This is a genomic window from Streptomyces sp. ISL-100 (genome assembly GCF_018614615.1).
In the GTDB taxonomy this organism is placed as follows: Bacteria; Actinomycetota; Actinomycetes; order Streptomycetales; family Streptomycetaceae; genus Streptomyces.
The window spans coordinates 24613-43627 of the sequence record NZ_JAGGOK010000080.1 but is presented as its reverse complement, the minus strand read 5'-3'; the positions used below and the strand labels follow the sequence as shown (position 1 = coordinate 43627).

Below are 19015 nucleotides of genomic sequence, written 5' to 3'. Positions count from 1 at the left end.
GGCCAGGGGTCCCCATCACGCTTCGACCTTCCGAGGGAAGATCACCATGCCCAAGACGGCATACGTACGCACCAAGCCGCACCTGAACATCGGCACCATGGGCCACGTCGACCACGGCAAGACCACCCTGACCGCCGCCATCACCAAGGTCCTGAGCGAGCGCGGGACCGGTACCTTCGTGCCGTTCGACCGGATCGACCGGGCCCCCGAGGAGGCGCTGCGCGGTATCACCATCAACATCGCGCACGTCGAGTACGAGACCGACACCCGGCACTACGCGCATGTCGACATGCCCGGCCACGCCGACTACGTGAAGAACATGGTCACCGGAGCCGCGCAGCTCGACGGGGCGATCCTCGTCGTGTCCGCGCTCGACGGGATCATGCCGCAGACCGCCGAACACGTCCTGCTCGCCCGCCAGGTCGGCGTCGACCACATCGTCGTCGCCCTCAACAAGGCCGACGCCGTCGACGACGGAGAGGACGCTGTGCTGGCCGACCTCGTCGAGCTCGAGGTGCGCGACCTGCTGTCCGCGCACGGGTACGGCGGCGACGCCGTGCCGGTCGTGCGGGTCTCCGGGCTCAGGGCGCTGGAGGGCGACCCGCGGTGGACGGCGGCGATCGAGGCGCTGCTGGACGCGGTGGACACGTACGTACCGATTCCGGAGCGCTACAGGGACGCGCCGTTCCTCATGCCCGTGGAGAACGTGCTGACCATCACCGGCCGCGGCACGGTCGTCACCGGCGCCGTCGAGCGCGGCACGATCCGGGTCGGTGACCGGGTGGAGGTGCTGGGCGCGGAGGCCGAAACGGTCGTGACCGGTCTGGAGACCTTCGGGAAGCCGATGGAGTCCGCCGAGGCGGGGGACAACGTCGCGCTGCTGCTGCGCGGTGTGCCGCGCGACGCGGTGCGCCGCGGGCATGTGGTGGCGGCGCCGGGCAGTGTCACCCCCACCAGGCGCTTCACCGCGCAGGTGTACGTCCTGTCGGCGCGCGAGGGCGGGCGTACGACGCCTGTCACGAGTGGCTACCGGCCACAGTTCTACATCCGTACCGCGGATGTCGTCGGCGACATCGACCTCGGCGAAGCGGCTGTCGCACGCCCCGGCGACACGGTCACGGTGACCGTCGAGCTGGGCCGCGAGGTGCCGCTGGAGCCGGGCCTCGGCTTCGCGATCCGGGAAGGCGGGCGCACGGTGGGCGCGGGCACGGTGACGGGCCTGATCGCCTGAGGCGCGTCCCTCTGCGCCGGGGCTTTGGCCCCGGACCCCGGTCCTCAGACGCCGGACGGGCCGAAAGTTGCCGCGAGCGGCGATATCAAGCCCGTCCGGCGATTGAGGACACAATGGTGGGGTGGACGAGCCGATACCCGTGATCCGGGACGTGGACTGGGGCACCGCCAAGCTGATGCCCGACGTGGACCGGCCGCGGGCCTGGCTGCTGACGGTCGACGGTGCGCCCCAGTCGTACGTCGACCTCGAGGACCCGGCCCACCTGGAGTTCGAGTACGCGCGACGGCTGGCCCATGTCGTCGACTGCGCGGCAGAGGAGGGCGTACCCCTCGACGTCCTGCATCTCGGCGGCGGCGGCCTCTCGTTGCCGCGCTACACGGCCGCCACCAGGCCGGGCTCGCGCCAGGACGTCGTGGAGGCCGACCGGGGCCTGCTGGCACTGGTCGCCGAGCAACTGCCACTGCCCGAGGGGTCCGGCGTACGGGTGCATGGCGCCGACGCGCGTGAGTGGCTCGAAAACGCCCCTGCCGCGTCCGCCGACGTAATCGTCGCCGACGTCTTCGGCGGTTCCCGGGTGCCCGCGCATCTCACGTCCGTCGAGTACGCAAATCTGGCCGAACGCGTCCTGCGCCCCGGCGGGATCTACGCCGCCAACCTCGCGGACGGCGCGCCTTTCGCGTTCCTCCGCTCCCAAGTGGCGAACTTCGCGGCCGTCTTCGAAGAGGTCGCCCTGATCGCCGAACCGGGTGTGCTGCGCGGGCGCCGCTTCGGCAACGCGGTGCTGATCGCCTCGCACGCCTCCATCGACACGGCGGGCCTCGCCCGCAGGACCGCCGCCGACGTGTTCCCCGCGCGCGTGGAGAGCGGCCCCGCGCTGGCGCGCTTCATCGGTGGCGCGACGGCCGTACGGGACGTCGACGCGGTGGAGTCACCCGAGCCGCCCGGCGGGGCCTTCGGCATCGGCTGACACGGCCAAGGCGGCCTCCGTCTTCGCCACTTCATACGTACGACGCGTCAGATTCCTTACGTCGGGGGCGAACAGCACCGCGGCCGTGACCAGGACCACCAGCGCCGCGCAGCCCCACAGCGCCTCGTGGCACCCCACCAGGCTCTCCACGGGGCCCGCCACGGATGTCGCCAGCGGCAGCATCGCGACCGAACTGAACCAGTCGTACGCCGACACCCGCGAGAACTTCTCCTCCGGGGTCTCCTGGTGAAGCGCCGTCATCCAGGAGACGCCGAACACCTCGATGGCGACGTCGCTGACGAACATCACCGCGGCGAGACCGGTCACCGGCAGCGGCACCGCGAGCGCCGCCGACGGCAGGGCCAGCGGGAAGACGCACAGCGTTCCGGCGAGCAGCAGACGCCGGGGCTTCCACCGCATCATCATCAGCGCGCCGCCGAGCGTACCCACGCCGAAGGCGGCCAGGGCCAGGCCCTACGGCGCCGCGCCGCCCAGTTCGTCCTGGGCGACCAGCGGCCCGTACACCGCCTCCGCGGCCCCGACGACGGCGACGACGACCGAGAACTGGAGCACGATGCTCCACAGCCAGGGCCGGCCGACGACCTCCCGCCAGCCTTCACGCAGATCGCAGAGCATGCCCCCGCCGGGCTCGCGGGGCCGCACGTCGAGGAAGGCGCGCACCCAGCCGGGGCCGACGGCCGCGATCAGCGCGCCGCCGAGCGCCGCGCCGCCGATGGCGGCGCCGTGCATGGTCGGCCAGGGGGGAGAGAGAGATTGGTGGTGCGGGGTCAGTCGGCCAGCCGGACGGTGCCGAGGATCTGCTTGATGGTCGCGTCCGGAAGCTCGTCCTTGACGCCCTTCGAGGTGAACAGGCTCCAGACGGCGAAGTCGCCGTTGGCGTTCTTGAAGGCGAAGGCGATCGACTTGCCGTCGGTGTCGCACTTGGTCTTCTTCTTGACGCCGGTGACGGTGGCGACGGAAACGCTGCCCTTGAGCCCGGACTTGGCGGTGAACGGCGTGGCCTTGGAGATCTTGAACGTGCCGGTCTCCTCCTGGTCGTAACCGGCGAAGACCCATCCGCCGGCCACGTTCTCGGCCTCGGGGCCGGTCGTGCTCGCCCCGTTCGCGCCCCGGGTCCCGGCGGCCCCGAGCAGAGTGCTCTTGCCGCACCATCCGCTCTTGAAATACGCCGGTGCCGACACCGAGATGAGCGGCTTGTCCTTGTCGTCCGTGAAGCTGATGCTCTGCCCGGGCGACTTCACCTCCCACTCCGGCGGTACGTCGAAGCGAGTGGCGTACTTCGGGTTGGTCACGACTTTCCAGCCGGGAATCGTCGGCTCGGCCCCCTCGGCCGAGCCGCCGCGCGGATTGTCGGCGGGGGAGGCGGGGGAGGCGGAGGAGGCGGGAGCGGAGGGCTCCTCGGGCGTGGCGGAGGGCGGCGACGATGTCTCGTTGTTGCCCGCCTGCGTGGAGCCGCCCTTGTCGTCCTTTCCCAGGACCACCACGCCGGTGATCACGGCCCCCGCGACGACGGCGGTGGCGGCGACGATCGCGATGACGGTGGTCTTCTTCCCGTTGCCGCCCGGTGGCCGAGGACCACCCGGCGGCATCGGCGGCGCGTACTGGGGCGCGGTCGGCTGCTGGTAAGGGCTCGGCTGCTGATAGCCGGCCTGCGGATGACCGGGCTGCTGGTATCCCGCCTGCGGGTGACCGGGCTGCTGGTACCCCGGCTGCTGGTAACCGGGCTGCTGGTACGGGTTCTGGTTCGCGTCCTGCGGGTTCTGCTCGCCCCCGGGCGGCTGCTGTCCTGGCCACATGGCCAGTAACGATAGAGGTGAACGGCAGCCGTCGTAACGTCCGCCCCCCGAGGGGATGGCCAAGCTTGCCTACTCGCGGGTAACCTCGCGCTTCATGAGCGCAGATCAGATGTCAGTCGGCGACATGCTCGTCGCCACGGTTCCCATGGCCCGTACCCTCAACCTCGAGTTCCTGGAGACCACCGCGGAGCGTGCCGTGGTCCGTCTGCCGGACCAGGCCGACTACCACAACCACGTGGGCGGCCCGCACGCCGGCGCCATGTTCACCCTCGCCGAGTCGGCGAGTGGCGCCATCGTGATCGCCGCCTTCGGTGACCAGCTGTCGCGGGCGGTGCCGCTCGCCGTGAAGGCGGAGATCGGTTACAAGAAGCTCGCCATGGGCGTGGTCACCGCGACCGCGACGGCCGCCCGGTGGCGGACGTGGTCGCGGAGCTCGACGCCGGACAGCGCCCCGAGTTCCCGGTCGAGATCTCCATCCAGCGCGAGGACGGCGCCGTGACGGGCGAAATGACGGTCGTCTGGACGCTGCGTCCCAACAGCTGACGTTCGCCCGGTGTGACGGGTGCGACCTCCCGGACGCCGTCACGGCATGGCGAGGTGCGGGTAGGCTGCCCGCCGTGTGCCACGGGGGCGCACGGCGGTCAGCCGCACCTTCCACGACGACAGGACCCGGCTTTGCACATCACGGAGTGGCTCGAGACCATCCCGGCGGTCAGCATTTACCTCCTGGTGGGGGTCGTCATCGGGCTGGAGAGTCTGGGCATTCCGCTGCCGGGCGAGATCGTTCTCGTCAGCTCGGCCCTGCTCGCCTCGCAGCACGGCGACATCAACCCGTACGTCCTCGGCGCGTGCGCCACGGCGGGCGCCATCATCGGTGACTCGATCGGTTACGCGATCGGGCGCAGGGGCGGCAGGCCGCTGCTGGCGAAACTGGGCCGCAAGTTCCCCAAGCACTTCGGCGAAGCCAACATCGCCATGGCGGAGCGTTCGTTCGAGAAGTGGGGCATGTGGGCGGTCTTCTTCGGCCGCTTCGTCGCGCTGCTGCGGATCTTCGCGGGGCCGCTCGCGGGCGTACTGCGCATGCCGTACTGGAAGTTCCTCATCGCCAATGTCTTCGGCGGAATTCTGTGGGCGGGCGGCACCACGGCCGTCATCTACTCGGTGGGCGTGGTCGCCGAGGCGTGGCTCAAGCGGTTCTCCTGGCTGGGCCTGGTCGTCGCCGTACTGTTCGGCCTGACCTCGATGCTCGTGCTCAAGAACCGCGCGAAGAAGGCCGCCGCTCAGGCTGAGGCGCGGTCGGCTGCCGCGGAGCAGTCCGCCGCCGCGGAGCGGTCGGAGGCCGCCGCACCGGAGAAGGTCGCGGCGACCGCCGAATGACGGCCGCCTGCCGCGGCTAGTCCCGCCGCGGCTGGTCCGCGTGCGCCTCTCGGTGGCCCTTGGCCAGCTCCAGGTACATCGCGGCGTTCAGCTTGATGCCCTCGCGCTCCTCGTCGGTCAGCTCCCGCTTCACCTTGGCGGGTACACCCGCGACCAGCGAGCCCGGGGGCACTCGCATGCCCTGCGGCACGAGCGCCTGCGCGGCGATCAGCGATCCGGCGCCGATGTGCGCGCCGTTGAGCACCGTGGCGCCCATGCCGACCAGTACGTCGTCCTCGACCGTGCAGCCGTGCAGTACGGCGTTGTGTCCGACGGAGACGCGGTCGCCGACCGTGACGGGGAAGCCCGGGTCCACATGAACGGTGCAGTTGTCCTGGATGTTGCTGTCGGCGCCGAGGACGATCGGTCCGCAGTCGGCGCGCAGCACGGTGTGGTACCAGACGCTGGCGCCCGCGCCCAGCGTGACGTCCCCGATCACGACGGACGTCGGCGCGGCGAAGGCCGACGCGTCGATCCTCGGCTCCTTGCCGCCCACGCCGGTGATCAAAGCCTTCTCTGCCATCGCGTGCTCCTTGGTTCTTCTGTGCCGGTCGGCCGCGCCAGGGAAACCGTAAGCGACGCCCTTCGCCCCACGGATTGCCGGGTGGGGCGAACATCACAGCAGGCCACTCCGAGCCGCCCACCTCCCGCCGACTACCGTGTGCGGGTGCCGAAGAACAGAAACACGTTCTCATCTTTGTCCGCATGGCGTCGCCGCCTGGTGACCAGTGCCGTACACCGCGGATGGAGCTGGGTCCAGCGGACCGGAGCGGTCAGCGCGGAGCGCCCGGGGCGGCTGCGCTTCGGTTCCATAGGCACCGGAACGAAGCTCGCCTTCCCGCAGGGCACCGTGTTCGGCGAGGAGTGGATCCATCTCGGCGACCACTGCATCATCGGCGAACAGGTCACGCTGACCGCCGGCATGATGCCCGGCCTGGACCTCGGCCCCGACCCGATCCTGCGGCTCGGCAACGGTGTGGTCCTCGGCCGCGGCAGTCACGTCATCGCCGATACGACAGTGACCATCGCCAACGACTGCTACTTCGGGCCGTTCGTGTACGTGACGTCCACGAACCACAGTTACGACGATCCGGACGTCCCCGTGGGTAAGCAGTGGCCCCGCATGGACCCGGTGGAGATCGGCCCGGGCTGCTGGATCGGCACCGGCGCCGTGATCCTCCCGGGCGCCCGTCTCGGCCGTAACGTCGTCGTCGCGGCGGGCGCGGTCGTGCGGGGCGAGGTCCCCGACCACGCGGTGGTGGCCGGGGCGCCCGCCCGGGTCGTACGCAGCTGGGACGCGGTGAAGGGCTGGCAGCCGCCGCTGCGGACGCCCGCGCCCGTACCGATCCCCAAGGGCGTCACTCCCGAGCAACTAGTGGCGCTGGCCGAACTGGAGGCCGAGACCGCCGAGTGAGCCCGTGGGTCACCCGGCGGCGACGGTGACGGGGCCGATCCGGGCTGCTATGGAGTAGGTGCCGTTCGTCGCGAGACGCCGACCGCGCCGAGCACCACCACGGCGACGGCGCCCGTACGCTGAGACGGCCAACGATCCCCGGCGCGGCGGCTGTTAGCGTCGGACGCATGCGCGCACCTCTCGGAGAGTTCGACCACGCCTGCTTCGCCCCCGACTGCCTCGACCTGCTGACCGCGCCGGTCGCGGACGCCGTGCGCGCGTGGAGCAACGACGTACCCGCAGACCAGCTGATCTACGTCGACACCGACCCCGCCATCGCCGACACGGCGGCCTTCGTCGAGCACTACGGAGCCGCTCTGCTCGACGCGTCGGCGAACTGCGTGGTCGTCGCGGGCAAACGGGGCGGCGAGAGCACCCTGGCCGACTGTGTGGTCCTCTCCAGCACGCGCGTGGACGTGAACGGCGCCGTCCGCAAGCACCTGGGCGCGCGCAAGGCGTCGTTCGCCCCGATGGACACAGCCGTCGGGGAGACCGGCATGGAGTACGGCGGCATCACGCCGATCGGGCTGCCCGCCGGCTGGCCGCTGCTCGTGGACTCCGCCGTCACCGGCGTCCCCTGGGTGCTGATCGGAAGCGGCCGCCGCAGGGGCAAGCTCATCGTGCCCGGCAAGGCCTTCGCCGGGCTGCCGGGCGCGGTCGTCATCGACGGGCTCGGCATCTGAATTCGGGCGTGCCGGACTCTTGACTTGTGGTGAATTGGGAGGAAAATTCCTAATACACCAGAAAACCAGAGTGAGCCGCACCGTCGGCGGAGACGTTCGCCGACCCGCGTGACTCGCTTGTTGGCTCTGGCCAGGCCCCCGGCAGATCCGCTCTATCCCAGGGCTTTCGGCGACGGCTGGAAACCCATGGGGTATTGACACGGACTACCGGGGACTGTGATGTCTGGGCCCCGTCACCCGAGGCCCCGTTCACCTGAGCTCAATCGCCGGGCAGCGGTCCATGACCATGTCCAGCCCTGCCGCGCGCGTGCGCTCGTACGCCGCCTCGTCGATCACGCCGAGCTGGAACCACACCGCCTTGGCGCCGATCGCCGCGGCCTCGTCCGCGACGCCGCCCGCAAGGTCGCTGTTGACGAAGGCGTCCACGACATCGACGGGGAACGGGATGTCGGCCAGCGACGCGTACCCCTGCTCGCCGTGGACCGTCTCGGCCTTGGGGTGTACCGGCACGACGCGCTTGCCGTGGCGCTGGAGCACCTCGGCGACGCCGTACGCCGCCCGCGAGCGGTTGTTGGACAGGCCCACCACCGCCCACGTGTCGCCGGACTGCGTGAGGATCTTGCGGATCGTTGCCGGGTCGCCGTGCACGCCCTGCCTCCTGAAGTCGAAAGGTCACCGCATGTGACTACTGCATGCGACTAACGGACGGCGGCCTTCGGGCATTCCCTGGAAGGCACGCCATCTGTTCACGGGCGCGTTGTTGTTCAAGGTTGTACTGATGTGTATCGTCGTCGCGACGTGTGACTTGAAGTTTCAAGTATCGCGCCAGCGCAGTCACACGACCGACAACCAAGGAGAGAGCCCCTCACATGACTCCCCCCACCAGCACCCTCGGCGTACCCGTCATCAGCAGCACCGTGGACAGGCGCACCCCCTCCCTCCACGGCTACGACGCGGGCCTCCTCGTGCTCCGTCTCGCCCTCGGCCTGACCATGGCCGTCCACGGCGCACAGAAGCTCTTCGGCTGGTTCGGCGGCGGCGGGCTCGAAGGAACAGGTCAGTTCTTCACCGCGAGCGGCTACCCGGCCGGCGAGGCGATGGCAGTCGTGGCCGGCCTCACCGAGACCTTCGGCGGCCTCGGGCTCGCGTTCGGTCTGCTCACCCCGCTGGCGGGCGCGGCCGTCGTCGGCACCATGGTCAACGTGCTCGCGGTGAAGTGGGGCGGCGGTTTCTTCGCTCCCGAGGGCGTGGAGTACGAAGTGCTCCTCACGGCGGCCGCGGTGGCGCTCACACTGACCGGTCCCGGCCGGTACGCCGTCGACCGCTTCCTGCCCGGCCTGCGCAATCACCGCCTCGCGTACGGCTTCGCCGCCGTGGTGGTCGGCCTGGTGGTCGCGGCCGTGATCCTGCTGCTCCGGAAGTAACCCCCTGCGGCCTGCGCATAGGGTGGGCCGAATGCAGGAGCAGTACCGGACCGTCGCCCGCGCGGGCGTGCACGAAGCCGAGATCAACAGGTCGCGCTTCCTCTGCGCGCTCGCGCCCGCCGCGACCGAACGCGAGGCACAGGAGTTCATCGCGCGCGTCCGCAAGGAACATCCGACGGCCACGCACAACTGCTTTGCGTACGTCATCGGAGCCGACGCCTCTGTGCAGAAGGCGAGCGACGACGGTGAGCCGGGCGGCACGGCCGGCGTACCGATGCTTCAGATGCTGCTGCGCCGAGAGGTCCGGTACGCCGTCGCCGTCGTCACCCGCTACTACGGCGGCGTGAAACTCGGCGCGGGCGGGCTGATCAGGGCGTACGGGGGAGTGGTCGGCGAAGCCCTGGACGCGGTCGGCACGATCACCAGACAGCGCTTCCGGCTCGCCACCGTCACCGTCGACCACCAGCGGGCCGGAAAGCTGGAGAATGACCTGCGGGCGACCGGGCGCGTCGTGCGCGACGTCCGGTACGCCGAGGCGGTCACGATCGAGGTCGGGCTTCCGGAGGCGGACATCGAGCCCTTCCGCGCCTGGCTCGCCGACGCCACGGCCGGCACCGCCGGGTTCGAACTCGGCGGCGAGGCGTACGGCGACACCTGAGCGGCCCCCGGCGTGACCCCAGCGGCGAAAACTGAGGTCCGTGGTGGGCGAGGTGCTGAGCGGCGCTAACGTGGTCGGTGCTGACAGTCAGGTCCGCGCTGATTCGGTGCAGGCTCAGGGGGCGGAGGAAGTAAAAATGCAGGTCGGAGCCGTCTCTTGAGGATTCTGCACACGTCGGACTGGCATCTGGGGCGGTCGTTCCACCGCGTCAACCTGCTCGACGCCCAGGCCACGTTCCTCGACCACCTGGTGACGACGGTCCGCGAGCGGGACGTGGAAGCCGTCCTGGTGGCCGGCGACGTGTACGACAGGGCAGTGCCACCGCTGGCCGCCGTCGAGCTCTTCGACCGGGCCCTGCACCAGCTCGCCGCCGCCGGCGTGCCGACCGTCATGATCTCCGGCAACCACGACTCGGCCCGCAGGCTGGGCGTCGGCGCCGGGCTCATCGACCGGGCCGGGATCCACCTGCGTACCGACCCCGCCGGTTGTGCGACACCCGTCGTACTTCGCGACGCGCACGGCGACGTGGCGTTCTACGGGCTGCCGTATCTGGAGCCGGCCTTGGTGCGCGAAGAATTCAAAGTGGCCAAGGTGGGGCACGAAGCGGTCATCGGAGCGGCGATGGAGCGCGTACGGGCAGACCTCGCCGGGCGTCCCGAGAGCACCCGATCGGTCGTTCTCGCGCACGCCTTCGTCACGGGCGGCGAACCGAGCGACAGTGAGCGCGACATCACGATCGGCGGCGTGGCCTCCGTACCCGCCGGTGTCTTCGAGGGCGTCGACTACGTCGCCCTCGGCCACCTCCACGGCTCCCAGGCCATCACCGCGCGGGTGCGGTACTCGGGCTCCCCGCTCGCGTACTCCTTTTCGGAAGCGGACCACCGCAAGACGATGTGGCTGATCGACCTCGGGCCCACCGGTGAGATCGAGGCACAGGAGCGGCTCGACTGCCCCGTGCCGAGGCGAGTCGCCCGGATCCGCGGGCGCCTGGAGGAACTGGTCGAGGACCCCTCTCTGGAACGCCACGAGGATTCCTGGATCGAGGCGACGCTCACCGATCCCGTACGCCCCACGGAACCCATGGCACTGCTCTGCGCGCGCTTCCCGCACACCATCAGCCTCGTCTTCGATCCCGAGCGGGCCCCCGAGGACCCCCTCGCGTCGTACGCCCAGCGCCTCAAGGGGCGCGACGACCAGCAGATCGCGGAGGACTTCGTGGCCCATGTGCGCGGCGGCAGCGGCCCCGATGAACGGGAGCGCACGGTGCTCTTCGGAGCCTTCGACGACGTACGCGTCGACGACACCAGGCGTGAGGTCGCCCGGTGAGACTGCACTCGCTGCACATCACGGCCTTCGGGCCCTTCGGAGCCACCCAGGAAGTCGACTTCGACGCGCTCAGCGCCGCCGGGATCTTCCTGCTGCACGGGCCGACAGGCGCGGGCAAGACCTCGGTCCTGGACGCCGTCTGTTACGCGCTGTACGGCGCCGTGCCCGGCGCGCGGCAGAGCCCCGGAGCCTCGCTGCGCAGCGACCACGCTCCGCACGACCTGCCGACCGAGGTACGCCTCGAACTGACGGTGGGCGGGCGGCGGCTTGAGATCACCCGGCGGCCCGCACAGCCGCGCCCCAAGAAGAAGGGCACCGGCTTCACCACGGAGAAGGCGCAGAGCCGGCTGCGCGAGCACACACCCGACGCCGGTTGGAAGGCGCTCAGCCGGTCCCACCAGGAGATCGGCGAGGAGATCACGCAGCTCGTCGGCATGAGCCGGGAGCAGTTCTGCCAGGTGGTGCTGCTGCCCCAAGGCGACTTCGCGCGCTTCCTGCGCGCCGACGCGGAGGCCCGCGGCAAGCTACTCGGCCGGCTCTTCGACACCCGCCGCTTCGCCGCGGTCGAGGACCGTCTCGCCGAACTGCGCCGGGCGGCGGAGCAACAGGTACGGGCGGGGGACGAGCGGCTGCTCGCCGTCGCGCAGCGGATGGCGCAGGCGGCGGGCGACAGCGCGGACGCGCGAGCCTGGCCACTGCCGGACGCGCAGCCCGGTGAGCCCGGGCTTGCCGAGGGCGTACGGGAATGGGCCGCGATCGCGCGCAGCGGTGCGCAGGAGCGGCTCGACATCGCGGAGTCGGCCGTAGCCGCTGCCGGGAGCCGGCAGGCCGAGGCCCGGCGCCGGCTGGAGGCCGAGCGTGAACTGGCCGCTCTCCAGCAGCGTTACGAGGACGCCCGCCGACGCGCCGACGTACTCGAAGCGAGGCGTCCCGAGTACGAGCGGCTGCGCGAGCGGCACGACCGCGCGCGCCGGGCCGACCGCGTAGCCCCCGCCCTGTCGGTGCGCGACGACGCCGAGCGGGAGCACCGCGCGGCCGTCGTGGCCCGGGAGCGGTCGCGGGCCGAACTGCCCCCGGACCTCGCCGAAACCGGGGCCGGGCAACTCGCCGCGCTGGAACGCAGGCTCCGACAGGACCTCGGCGCCCTCGAAGCCGCGCGCAGGGCGGAGCGCCGCAGCGAGGAGATCGGCCGCGAGCGGGCGGCGCTGGAACGCCAGGCCCGCGCCGACGACGAGCTGCTGCGGGACGCCGCCGACTGGCTGGCCGGCTGGGACGCGACGCGCAGGCGCTGCCAGGAACGCATCGAAGCGGCGCAGGACGCGGTGACCCGCGCGGAGCACCTGGCGGGCCGGCTCGAACCGGCCCGCCGCAGACTCGACGCCGCGCGCCGGCGCGACGTACTCGCCGAGCGGGTGACGGCCGCCGAGGACCTGCTGCGGGCGGCTCGTGACAGCGCGGTGGCGGCGCACGAGACGTGGCTGGACCTGAAGGAACGCCGGCTGCGGGGCATCGCGGCGGAGCTGGCGGCGGGCCTGCGCGACGGTGAAGAGTGCGCGGTCTGCGGCTCGCAGGAGCACCCGAAGCCCGCGCGGGCGGCGGCGGACCAGGTGGACCGTACGGCGGAAGAAGCGGCGTACGAGGCCTACACGAACGCCGAGGCGGCGCGCGGCACGGCGGAGCGCGCGCTGGCAGCGGTACGGGAGGACCACGCGGCGGCCCGCGCCGAGGCGGGCGGATCCGCCGTGGGCGGCGACCTGGTGGAAGCGGCGACCTCAGACGCGTCGCGGGCCGAGCGCGAGCGGACCGGTGTTACCGCCGCAACCCGCCCCGGCCGGGCCACCAGTTGCGCGGCCGGAGGTGACGCCGGTGCGGTTTTCCCCGAGGCGCACGCACACGGGCCCGCGGACGGAACCGATGGGCGCAACGGCGAGCCGACCGCCGACAGCGTGCTCCCGCAACGGACTGCCGCCTCCGGACCTCCTGCCGACGGGCAAGCGCGCGCCGGCGGAGCCGGTGGTCATGGGGAGGCCGGCGCCGGGATCCCGGCCCAGTACGCGCGATCGGCGGCTGAGCCGCCCCCTCCGGGCGAGTCCGGCAGCGGTTCTCCGGCCTCCGACCGGGCCACGACCGGCGCGAAGGGCCGCCCTGGTGACGTGAGCGTCGCTGAACTCTCCGACCTGGTCGAGGAATTGCGGCGCCGGCACGCCGAGGCGCACGCCACCGCCGCCGGCCTGCACGCCGCCCGCGAGGCGCTGGACCGTGCCGAGCGCGAGTACGCGCGACGCGTCGAAGCGCAGCAGCAGGCCGAGCTCCGGGCGGCCGCCCGTACATCGCAGCGCGAAACGCTCGACCGCGAACTGGCCGACCGCGAAGCCGAAGTGGCCCTCGGCCGTGGCGAAGAACGCACCGTCGCCGCGCATGCCGCCCTGCTGGAGCGCCGCGTCCGGGTGCTCGGTGAGGCCGCGGAAGCCGTACGGGCGGGGGAAGCCACCGCCCAGCGCCTCAAGGAGGCCGACGACCGGCTCGCCGACGCCGCGTTCAAGGCCGGGTTCGACACGCCGGTCGCCGCCGCCCAGGCACTGCTCGGGGACGCGGAGCAGCGCGACCTCCAGCACCGGATCGACGACTGGCAGCGCGAACAGGCCGCCGTCGCCGACCGGTTGGCGGAACCCGAGGCCGCCGCGGCCGCCGACCGGCCCCAGGCCGCACCGCGGCAGGCCCAGGCGGAGTTCGACGCCGCCGAGCGCGGGCTGCTCGAAGCCGCGTCCGCACTCGACGCCGCCCGCGAGTGCCGCACCGCGCTCACCGCACTGTCGCAGCAGGCCGCCGAGGAGACGCGACGCCTCGGCCCCCTGCGCGAGGAGTACGAGCGGGTGGCACGCCTCGCCTCCCTCACCGCCGGCACCTCCGCCGACAACGAACGCAAGATGCGGCTGGAGTCGTACGTACTCGCAGCCCGCCTGGAGCAGGTCGCGGCAGCCGCCACCGCCCGCCTCCAGCTCATGTCGTCCGGCCGCTACACCCTCGTCCACTCCGACGCCCGGGCCGGCGGCCGCGGCCGTTCGGGACTCGGCCTGCACGTCGTCGACGCCTGGACGGGCATCGAGCGCGATACGGCGACACTCTCCGGCGGTGAGACGTTCTTCGCCTCGCTCGCCCTCGCGCTCGGCCTCGCCGACGTGGTCACCGACGAGGCCGGCGGCGTACGGCTCGACACGCTCTTCATCGACGAGGGCTTCGGCAGCCTCGACGACCAGACCCTGGACGAGGTCCTCGACGTATTGGACTCCCTGCGCGAACGGGACCGCAGCGTCGGCATCGTCAGCCACGTCGCGGACCTGCGGCGCCGCGTCACCACCCAGCTGGAGGTCGTCAAGGACCGGCACGGGTCGGTGGTGCGCCACCGTACGGCCGGAATCAGCGGCTGAGCGCGCGTCTCGGCAGCGGCGAGGAGTACACGACGCTGGTGGTGACCGAGCCGAGCGTGCCGAACCGGCCCGAGACCTCCTCCAGGTGCTTCATCGAACGGGCGGCGACCTTCATGACGAAGCAGTCGTCGCCCGTGACGTGATGGGCTTCGAGCACCTCGGTCGTCACTTCGAGCAGGTCGTGGAACGGCTTGTAGTTGCCGTGCGGATAGCGCAGCCGTACGAACGCCAGAATGGGCATCCCCAGCTGCTCCTGCTCGACGACGGCCGTGTAGCCCGAGATCACCCCGGCCTCTTCGAGCCGCCGCACGCGCTCCGTCACGGCGCTCGGGGACATGGACACGGTGCGCGCCAGCTCGGCGAACGTCGCCCGGCCTTCGCGTTGCAGGGCTTCCAGGATGCGCCAGTCGGTGGCGTCCGGTGAATATCCGGTCATGTCCCCGAGACAACAGGGAATCCACCGGCAGATCAAGAGAAGAGCCGGGGAATCTCACTTCAGCGCAGTGATCACTCGTCGTAGATTTTTAGCCATGACGACGACACAGGCCACCACCGCCCAGACCCCTGCCACCAGCGCGAACGCCGTTCTCCGCGTCCCGCCGGCCGCCCCCGCCGCGGCCGCCGCGTACTTCGGTGCCAGCCTCGCCTTCCACGCCGACGTGTCCGACGTCGCCTCGGTCCTCGCATCGGGCGAAGACCCCGGCTTCGTCGTGATCGACTCGCGCTCCACCGAGTCCTGGGACCAGGGGCACGTCCCCGGCGCCGTGCACCTCCCGACGGCGCTGATCCCGACGCAGGCGGAGCGGCTCCTGGACAAGGCCGTGCCGGTCGTCACGTACTGCTGGGGCCCCGGCTGCAACGGCGGCACCCGCGCCGCGCTCGCCCTGGCCGAACTCGGTTACCAGGTCAAGGAGATGCTCGGCGGCATCGAGTACTGGATCCGCGAGGGCTTCGAGGTCGAGACCTGGGAGGGCCGCGAGCGCCGCGACGCCGACCCGCTCACCGCGCCCGTCGGCTCGGACAACTGCGGCTGCTGACGGCCGGCCGGCCGCTTCACCGTACGACGTGGTGATGCACGGGGCGCAGGAACCGCGCGTCCCGTGGCCCCGTCTCGGCCGCCGGACGCGCCGCCCGCAGCACCACGTCGAGAGCGGCGTCGCTGTCGCACGCGTAATGCCCGCTCGCCCAGGCGGCGTTGGCCTCCACGACGGCCCACCGCCCGTCGACCGTACCGACGTCCACGACGACCGCACTCGGCAGCGGCGGAACGCCGGGCGTGCGGAGCAGCGACGCGAAGTCCAGCACCTGCGCGTGGAGCGTGTCCTCCTCCAGTGGTACGACGTCGAGGCCGCCCCGCACCGCGTAGCGGCTGCCGGTCACGACCTCGCCGTCCAGTACGAACAGCCGGTACTCGGCGCTGAACGCGACGATGTCGCTGACCAGCACCGGAGTGTCGTCGTCCACCGCGTCGGGGCCCGGCAGCCCGCTGCCGTCCGCGTAGACGCGCGCCGGGAAACTCTTGTCGTTCGGCGGCTTGACGAAGGCGGGACGGCGTAGCGCGCGGGCCCGGGCGACCGTGGTGAACTCGATGTGCCGGCGGGTGAGTTCGTACGGCAGCTTCGCGAGCCAGTCCGTCGCCGGCTCCAGCAGACCGAGCCCGAGACCGCCGGAGACGGCGTCGGCGAAGAGTGGCCCGGCGTACAGCGACGTGATGCCGTGCGGCCGCTCCGGTGCCCGCCACTCGCGCAGCGTCTCGCACCCCAGGCCGCGCCGGCGGGCGGCGGCGGCGAGCGCGTCACCGGTCGCGGTGACGCGCGGGGACAGGGCGAGGGTGCGTAGGGGAGTGGGCATGGGGTAAGGCTGCCGCATGTGGTGGAGGTGGGGGTAGTGGTTTTCGCCCCCTCCGCGCGTTGGTGGGTGGGACCCCCGGCCAGGTCATCGACTCGGAAGATGGCTTCCGGCGCGGGTGAGGGCGTCGTACAGCGCGTACGGGTCTGCCCCCGCGGGCAGGCCGCTGACCTGGCCGTCGCCGACCTCCACCACCCGCCACACCCCGTCCTCGCGCAGCGCCAGATCAGTCGTCACCCAGCGGCAGCCGAGTGCCCGCACGGCGGGGCGTACAGCGGTGACGTCCGGCGCGGGAAGCTCGGCGGGGGAGTCCGGATGCGCCGTCGTGAGTACGGGCTCGCCGTCGACCCACCAGACGCGCGCCTCGCCGCCCGGCACGAACGGCTCGTACTCCCGCACCACGAGGCCTCCCGCGAGCGAGTCTCCCTGAAGCTCGAAGAAGCGGCGTACGACCACCGAAACCTTCTGCGCGTCGGCCAGCGCGGGGACGAAGCACGCCTCGTCCCACTCGTGCTTGCGCGACTTGACGAAGTCCTTGACGACCGCGGGGCCGGGGCCGAGAGGGGCAGTGAGCGCCGCGAGTTCCGGTGCGGAGGGTGGCTCTCCGTACGGAATCGCGCGCCAGACGCTGCGCGGCGTGAGCTCCGCGAAGACGTCGTACCAGCCGGGGAGCTCATGCGCGCGGCCGAAGTCGGAGGCGGGAGTGAGCAGTTCGCAGTCGCGCGCCCACAGGCCGCGTGCCAGCTCCTCGTACCGGGACACGGGGATCATCCAACCCCGGTACCAGTACGGACCGGATCCACGCGCCACCCGCGCGAGCGCCGCCTCCGTGTCCCCGGCGAGCAGAGCGTCGTGGTCCAGGAGCGCGGCTTCCCCGCCGGCGCGCCGCGCGACCGCGACCTCTTCGGCGAAGACCGGGTCGGGGCGTCTCGCACCGAGCGGGTCGCAGCAGAAGAGATAGCCGGTGCTCATGAAAGAAACTCCCTGTCGGTGCGGATTCGCGTGACGGCGGCCGGGCTGATGAAACCGGCTGGAGCCCGGCCGCCTACGTACCCCCGCGCAAGCAGTGGTCAGAGCTTCGACAGCTCTTCCACCAGGTCGTCGAGGCCCAGCGAGCCCTGCGACAGCGCCGCCATGTGCCACGCCTTCGCGTCGAAGGCGTCGCCGTGCGCCTTACGGGCGTTCTCCCGGCCCAGCAGCCACGCCCGCTCGCCCAGCTTGTAGCCGATCGCCTGGCCGGGCATGGACAGATAGCGGGTCAGCTCACTCTCCACGAAGTCCGCGGGACGGCCGCTGTGCATCCCGAAGAACTCGTGCGCGAGTTCCGGAGTCCAGCGCTCGCCCGGGTGGAAGGGGGAGTCCGCCGGAATCTCCAGCTCCAGGTGCATGCCGATGTCCACGATGATCCGCGTCGAGCGCATCATCTGCGCGTCCAGGTAGCCGATCCTGCGCTCCGCGTCGCCGAGGAAGCCCAGCTCGTCCATCAGCCGCTCCGCGTAGAGCGCCCAGCCCTCGGCGTTGGCGCTGACCATGCCGACCGACGCCTGGTAGCGGGACAGCTGGTCCGCGACATGCACCCACTGCGCGAGCTGCAAGTGGTGCCCGGGAACGCCCTCGTGGTACCAGGTCGACGTCAGGTCGTAGACCGGGAAGCTGGTCTCGCCCATCGTCGGCAGCCACGTGATGCCCGGGCGCGAGAAGTCCTCGGAGGGTGTGGTGTAGTACGGCGCCGCCGCGCTGCCGGGGGGAGCGATGCGGGACTCCACCTTCCGTACCCGCTCGGCGAGTTCGAAGTGTGTACCGTCGAGCGCTTCGATAGCCTCGTCCATCAGGCCCTGCAGCCAGACCCGCGTCTCCTCGACGCCATCGATGTGCGTACCGTGCTCGTCGAGCCAGGACAGCGCTTCCCACGGCGTGGCCGCGCCCGGCAGGATCTTCTCCGCCTCGGTCTTCATCTCGCCGAGCAGGCGGCGGTATTCGGACCAGCCGTACGCGTACGCCTCGTCCAGATCGAGGTCGGTGCCGTTGAAGTAGCGCGACCAGCGGGCGTACCGCTCGCGGCCCACGGTGTCGGGCGCCCCCTTCACGGCCGGACCGTATACATTGCGCATCCAGTCGCGCAGCGCGGCGACCGCCCCGGTGGCGCCGCGGGCCGCCCCCTTCAGCTCGGCGCGCAGCGAATCGGGTCCCGCTGCCGCGAACTCCTCGAACCAGCCGCGCCCGTCTCCCGCCCACTCGGTCAGCTGGCCGATGAACGTCTCAGTGGCGCGCGGACCGCCCAGCAGCCCCCGCTCCAGACCGAGCGCGAGCGACGCCCGGTAGCCCTCAAGGGCGTCCGGCACTGCGCGCAGCCGCTCAGCGACGGCCGCCCAGTCCTCGTCGGTCTCGGTCGGCGTCACGGTGAAGACGCCACGGATGCTGTGCGCGGGGGAGTGAATGTTGCTGACGGCCCGCAGGCTCTCGTCGGCCTCATGTACGGCGAGTTCGGCGGTCAGCCGCTCGCGGAGCAGCCGGCCGCAGCGCCGCTCGACGTCACTGTCCGCGCCCGGCAGCTCCTGCGCCTTGTCCAGCTCGGCGAGTGTGGTGCGGGCCAGCTCGGCGAGTGCCTTCTGCCCCTGTGGTGAGAAGTCCGGCAGGCTGCGGGAGCTCTCCCTCACCCCCAGGTACGTGCCGGTGATCGGGTCGAGGGCGATGAGTGCGTCGACGTACGCGTCGGCGACCTGACGGGGGAGGGCGAGCGGGCTGCTCGAAGTGACTGACATGC

17 protein-coding genes and 2 pseudogenes are annotated in these 19015 nt (G+C 71.7%); 11 read left to right on the top strand and 8 right to left on the bottom strand.

What is annotated here, in order from left to right; all coding sequences use genetic code 11:
- Positions 1-46: 46 nt before the first annotated feature.
- Both tuf and J7E89_RS32845 read left to right on the top strand, forming a co-directional pair.
- Positions 47-1231 (top strand): elongation factor Tu, encoded by a 1185-nt coding sequence (gene tuf / locus J7E89_RS32850; RefSeq protein ID WP_214978758.1) that lies wholly within the window; start codon positions 47-49, stop codon positions 1229-1231.
- Between the two features lie 121 nt (positions 1232-1352).
- Complete coding sequence (locus J7E89_RS32845) at positions 1353-2198, top strand: spermidine synthase (protein ID WP_214978756.1); 846 nt, start codon at positions 1353-1355, stop codon at positions 2196-2198.
- Here the strand turns inward: J7E89_RS32845 and J7E89_RS32840 are convergent.
- Both J7E89_RS32840 and J7E89_RS32835 read right to left on the bottom strand, forming a co-directional pair.
- Positions 2160-2948 (bottom strand): annotated as a pseudogene (locus J7E89_RS32840) (MFS transporter); the annotation flags it as partial. The gene J7E89_RS32845 and the pseudogene J7E89_RS32840 sit on opposite strands and share 39 nt — an antisense overlap.
- 38 nt (positions 2949-2986) lie before the next feature.
- Positions 2987-4015, bottom strand: a complete 1029-nt coding sequence (locus tag J7E89_RS32835; RefSeq protein WP_214978754.1) for a hypothetical protein — start codon at positions 4013-4015, stop codon at positions 2987-2989.
- Positions 4016-4124: 109 nt separating this feature from the next.
- Between J7E89_RS32835 and J7E89_RS32830 the strand changes: the two are divergent.
- Positions 4125-4558 (top strand): annotated as a pseudogene (locus tag J7E89_RS32830) (DUF4442 domain-containing protein).
- Between the two features lie 132 nt (positions 4559-4690).
- Positions 4691-5392 carry a DedA family protein gene (locus J7E89_RS32825; RefSeq protein ID WP_214978752.1) on the top strand — a complete coding sequence of 234 codons (702 nt, stop codon included), beginning with the start codon at positions 4691-4693 and terminating at the stop codon, positions 5390-5392.
- Positions 5393-5408: 16 nt separating this feature from the next.
- Here the strand turns inward: J7E89_RS32825 and J7E89_RS32820 are convergent, their stop codons facing one another.
- Complete coding sequence (locus J7E89_RS32820) at positions 5409-5954, bottom strand: gamma carbonic anhydrase family protein (protein ID WP_214978750.1); 546 nt, start codon at positions 5952-5954, stop codon at positions 5409-5411.
- 144 nt (positions 5955-6098) lie between these two features.
- Between J7E89_RS32820 and J7E89_RS32815 the strand changes: the two genes are divergently transcribed.
- A complete protein-coding gene (locus tag J7E89_RS32815) occupies positions 6099-6845 on the top strand; it encodes a DapH/DapD/GlmU-related protein (RefSeq protein ID WP_214978748.1) in 747 nt (248 codons plus the stop codon).
- 167 nt (positions 6846-7012) lie between these two features.
- Complete coding sequence (locus J7E89_RS32810; protein ID WP_214978746.1) at positions 7013-7567, top strand: YbaK/EbsC family protein; 555 nt, start codon at positions 7013-7015, stop codon at positions 7565-7567.
- A 249-nt stretch (positions 7568-7816) separates the two neighbouring features.
- Here the strand turns inward: J7E89_RS32810 and J7E89_RS32805 are convergent, their stop codons facing one another.
- The gene (locus tag J7E89_RS32805; protein ID WP_214978744.1) at positions 7817-8215 is read right to left on the bottom strand and encodes a CoA-binding protein; all 399 of its coding nucleotides are present in this window, start codon (positions 8213-8215) and stop codon (positions 7817-7819) included.
- 221 nt (positions 8216-8436) lie between these two features.
- Here J7E89_RS32805 and J7E89_RS32800 point away from each other — a divergent pair, with 221 nt between their 5' ends.
- The 4 genes from J7E89_RS32800 to J7E89_RS32785 all read left to right on the top strand — a co-directional run bounded on the left by J7E89_RS32800 (position 8437) and on the right by J7E89_RS32785 (position 14403).
- The gene (locus tag J7E89_RS32800) at positions 8437-8991 is read left to right on the top strand and encodes a DoxX family protein (RefSeq protein ID WP_214978742.1); all 555 of its coding nucleotides are present in this window, start codon (positions 8437-8439) and stop codon (positions 8989-8991) included.
- A gap of 31 nt (positions 8992-9022) precedes the next feature.
- Positions 9023-9649, top strand: a complete 627-nt coding sequence (locus J7E89_RS32795; protein ID WP_214978740.1) for a YigZ family protein — start codon at positions 9023-9025, stop codon at positions 9647-9649.
- 156 nt (positions 9650-9805) lie between these two features.
- Positions 9806-10975, top strand: coding sequence for an exonuclease SbcCD subunit D (locus tag J7E89_RS32790; RefSeq protein WP_214978737.1), 1170 nt, complete (start codon positions 9806-9808; stop codon positions 10973-10975).
- A complete protein-coding gene (locus J7E89_RS32785) occupies positions 10972-14403 on the top strand; it encodes an AAA family ATPase (protein WP_214978735.1) in 3432 nt (1143 codons plus the stop codon). Before J7E89_RS32790 ends, J7E89_RS32785 begins: the two co-directional genes overlap by 4 nt.
- Here the strand turns inward: J7E89_RS32785 and J7E89_RS32780 are convergent.
- A complete protein-coding gene (locus tag J7E89_RS32780; RefSeq protein WP_214978733.1) occupies positions 14393-14839 on the bottom strand; it encodes an Lrp/AsnC family transcriptional regulator in 447 nt (148 codons plus the stop codon). The genes J7E89_RS32785 and J7E89_RS32780 overlap by 11 nt on opposite strands.
- A gap of 94 nt (positions 14840-14933) precedes the next feature.
- Between J7E89_RS32780 and J7E89_RS32775 the strand changes: the two genes are divergently transcribed.
- Positions 14934-15440 carry a rhodanese-like domain-containing protein gene (locus J7E89_RS32775; protein WP_214978731.1) on the top strand — a complete coding sequence of 169 codons (507 nt, stop codon included), beginning with the start codon at positions 14934-14936 and terminating at the stop codon, positions 15438-15440.
- A gap of 16 nt (positions 15441-15456) precedes the next feature.
- Here J7E89_RS32775 and J7E89_RS32770 read toward each other — a convergent pair whose 3' ends face one another.
- The 3 genes from J7E89_RS32770 to J7E89_RS32760 form a co-directional block, all read right to left on the bottom strand.
- Complete coding sequence (locus tag J7E89_RS32770; protein WP_214978729.1) at positions 15457-16254, bottom strand: ATP-grasp domain-containing protein; 798 nt, start codon at positions 16252-16254, stop codon at positions 15457-15459.
- 84 nt (positions 16255-16338) lie between these two features.
- Entirely contained in the window at positions 16339-17223 is an 885-nt protein-coding gene (locus tag J7E89_RS32765; RefSeq protein WP_214978727.1) for an ATP-grasp domain-containing protein, read from the bottom strand.
- A gap of 98 nt (positions 17224-17321) precedes the next feature.
- On the bottom strand, positions 17322-19013 hold the full coding sequence (locus J7E89_RS32760) for a DUF885 domain-containing protein (RefSeq protein ID WP_214978725.1): 1692 nt from the start codon (positions 19011-19013) through the stop codon (positions 17322-17324).
- Positions 19014-19015 lie beyond the last annotated feature (2 nt).

Coding starts and splice junctions, on each gene's coding strand:
- J7E89_RS32810 (WP_214978746.1), top strand. CDS start 7,013: ATGCGCGCACCTCTCGGAGAGTTCGACCACGCCTGCTTCGCCCCCGAC.
- J7E89_RS32760 (WP_214978725.1), bottom strand. CDS start 19,013: ATGTCAGTCACTTCGAGCAGCCCGCTCGCCCTCCCCCGTCAGGTCGCC.
- J7E89_RS32835 (WP_214978754.1), bottom strand. CDS start 4,015: ATGTGGCCAGGACAGCAGCCGCCCGGGGGCGAGCAGAACCCGCAGGAC.
- tuf (WP_214978758.1), top strand. CDS start 47: ATGCCCAAGACGGCATACGTACGCACCAAGCCGCACCTGAACATCGGC.
- J7E89_RS32775 (WP_214978731.1), top strand. CDS start 14,934: ATGACGACGACACAGGCCACCACCGCCCAGACCCCTGCCACCAGCGCG.
- J7E89_RS32820 (WP_214978750.1), bottom strand. CDS start 5,954: ATGGCAGAGAAGGCTTTGATCACCGGCGTGGGCGGCAAGGAGCCGAGG.
- J7E89_RS32770 (WP_214978729.1), bottom strand. CDS start 16,254: ATGCCCACTCCCCTACGCACCCTCGCCCTGTCCCCGCGCGTCACCGCG.
- J7E89_RS32765 (WP_214978727.1), bottom strand. CDS start 17,223: ATGAGCACCGGCTATCTCTTCTGCTGCGACCCGCTCGGTGCGAGACGC.
- J7E89_RS32800 (WP_214978742.1), top strand. CDS start 8,437: ATGACTCCCCCCACCAGCACCCTCGGCGTACCCGTCATCAGCAGCACC.
- J7E89_RS32795 (WP_214978740.1), top strand. CDS start 9,023: ATGCAGGAGCAGTACCGGACCGTCGCCCGCGCGGGCGTGCACGAAGCC.
- J7E89_RS32780 (WP_214978733.1), bottom strand. CDS start 14,839: ATGACCGGATATTCACCGGACGCCACCGACTGGCGCATCCTGGAAGCC.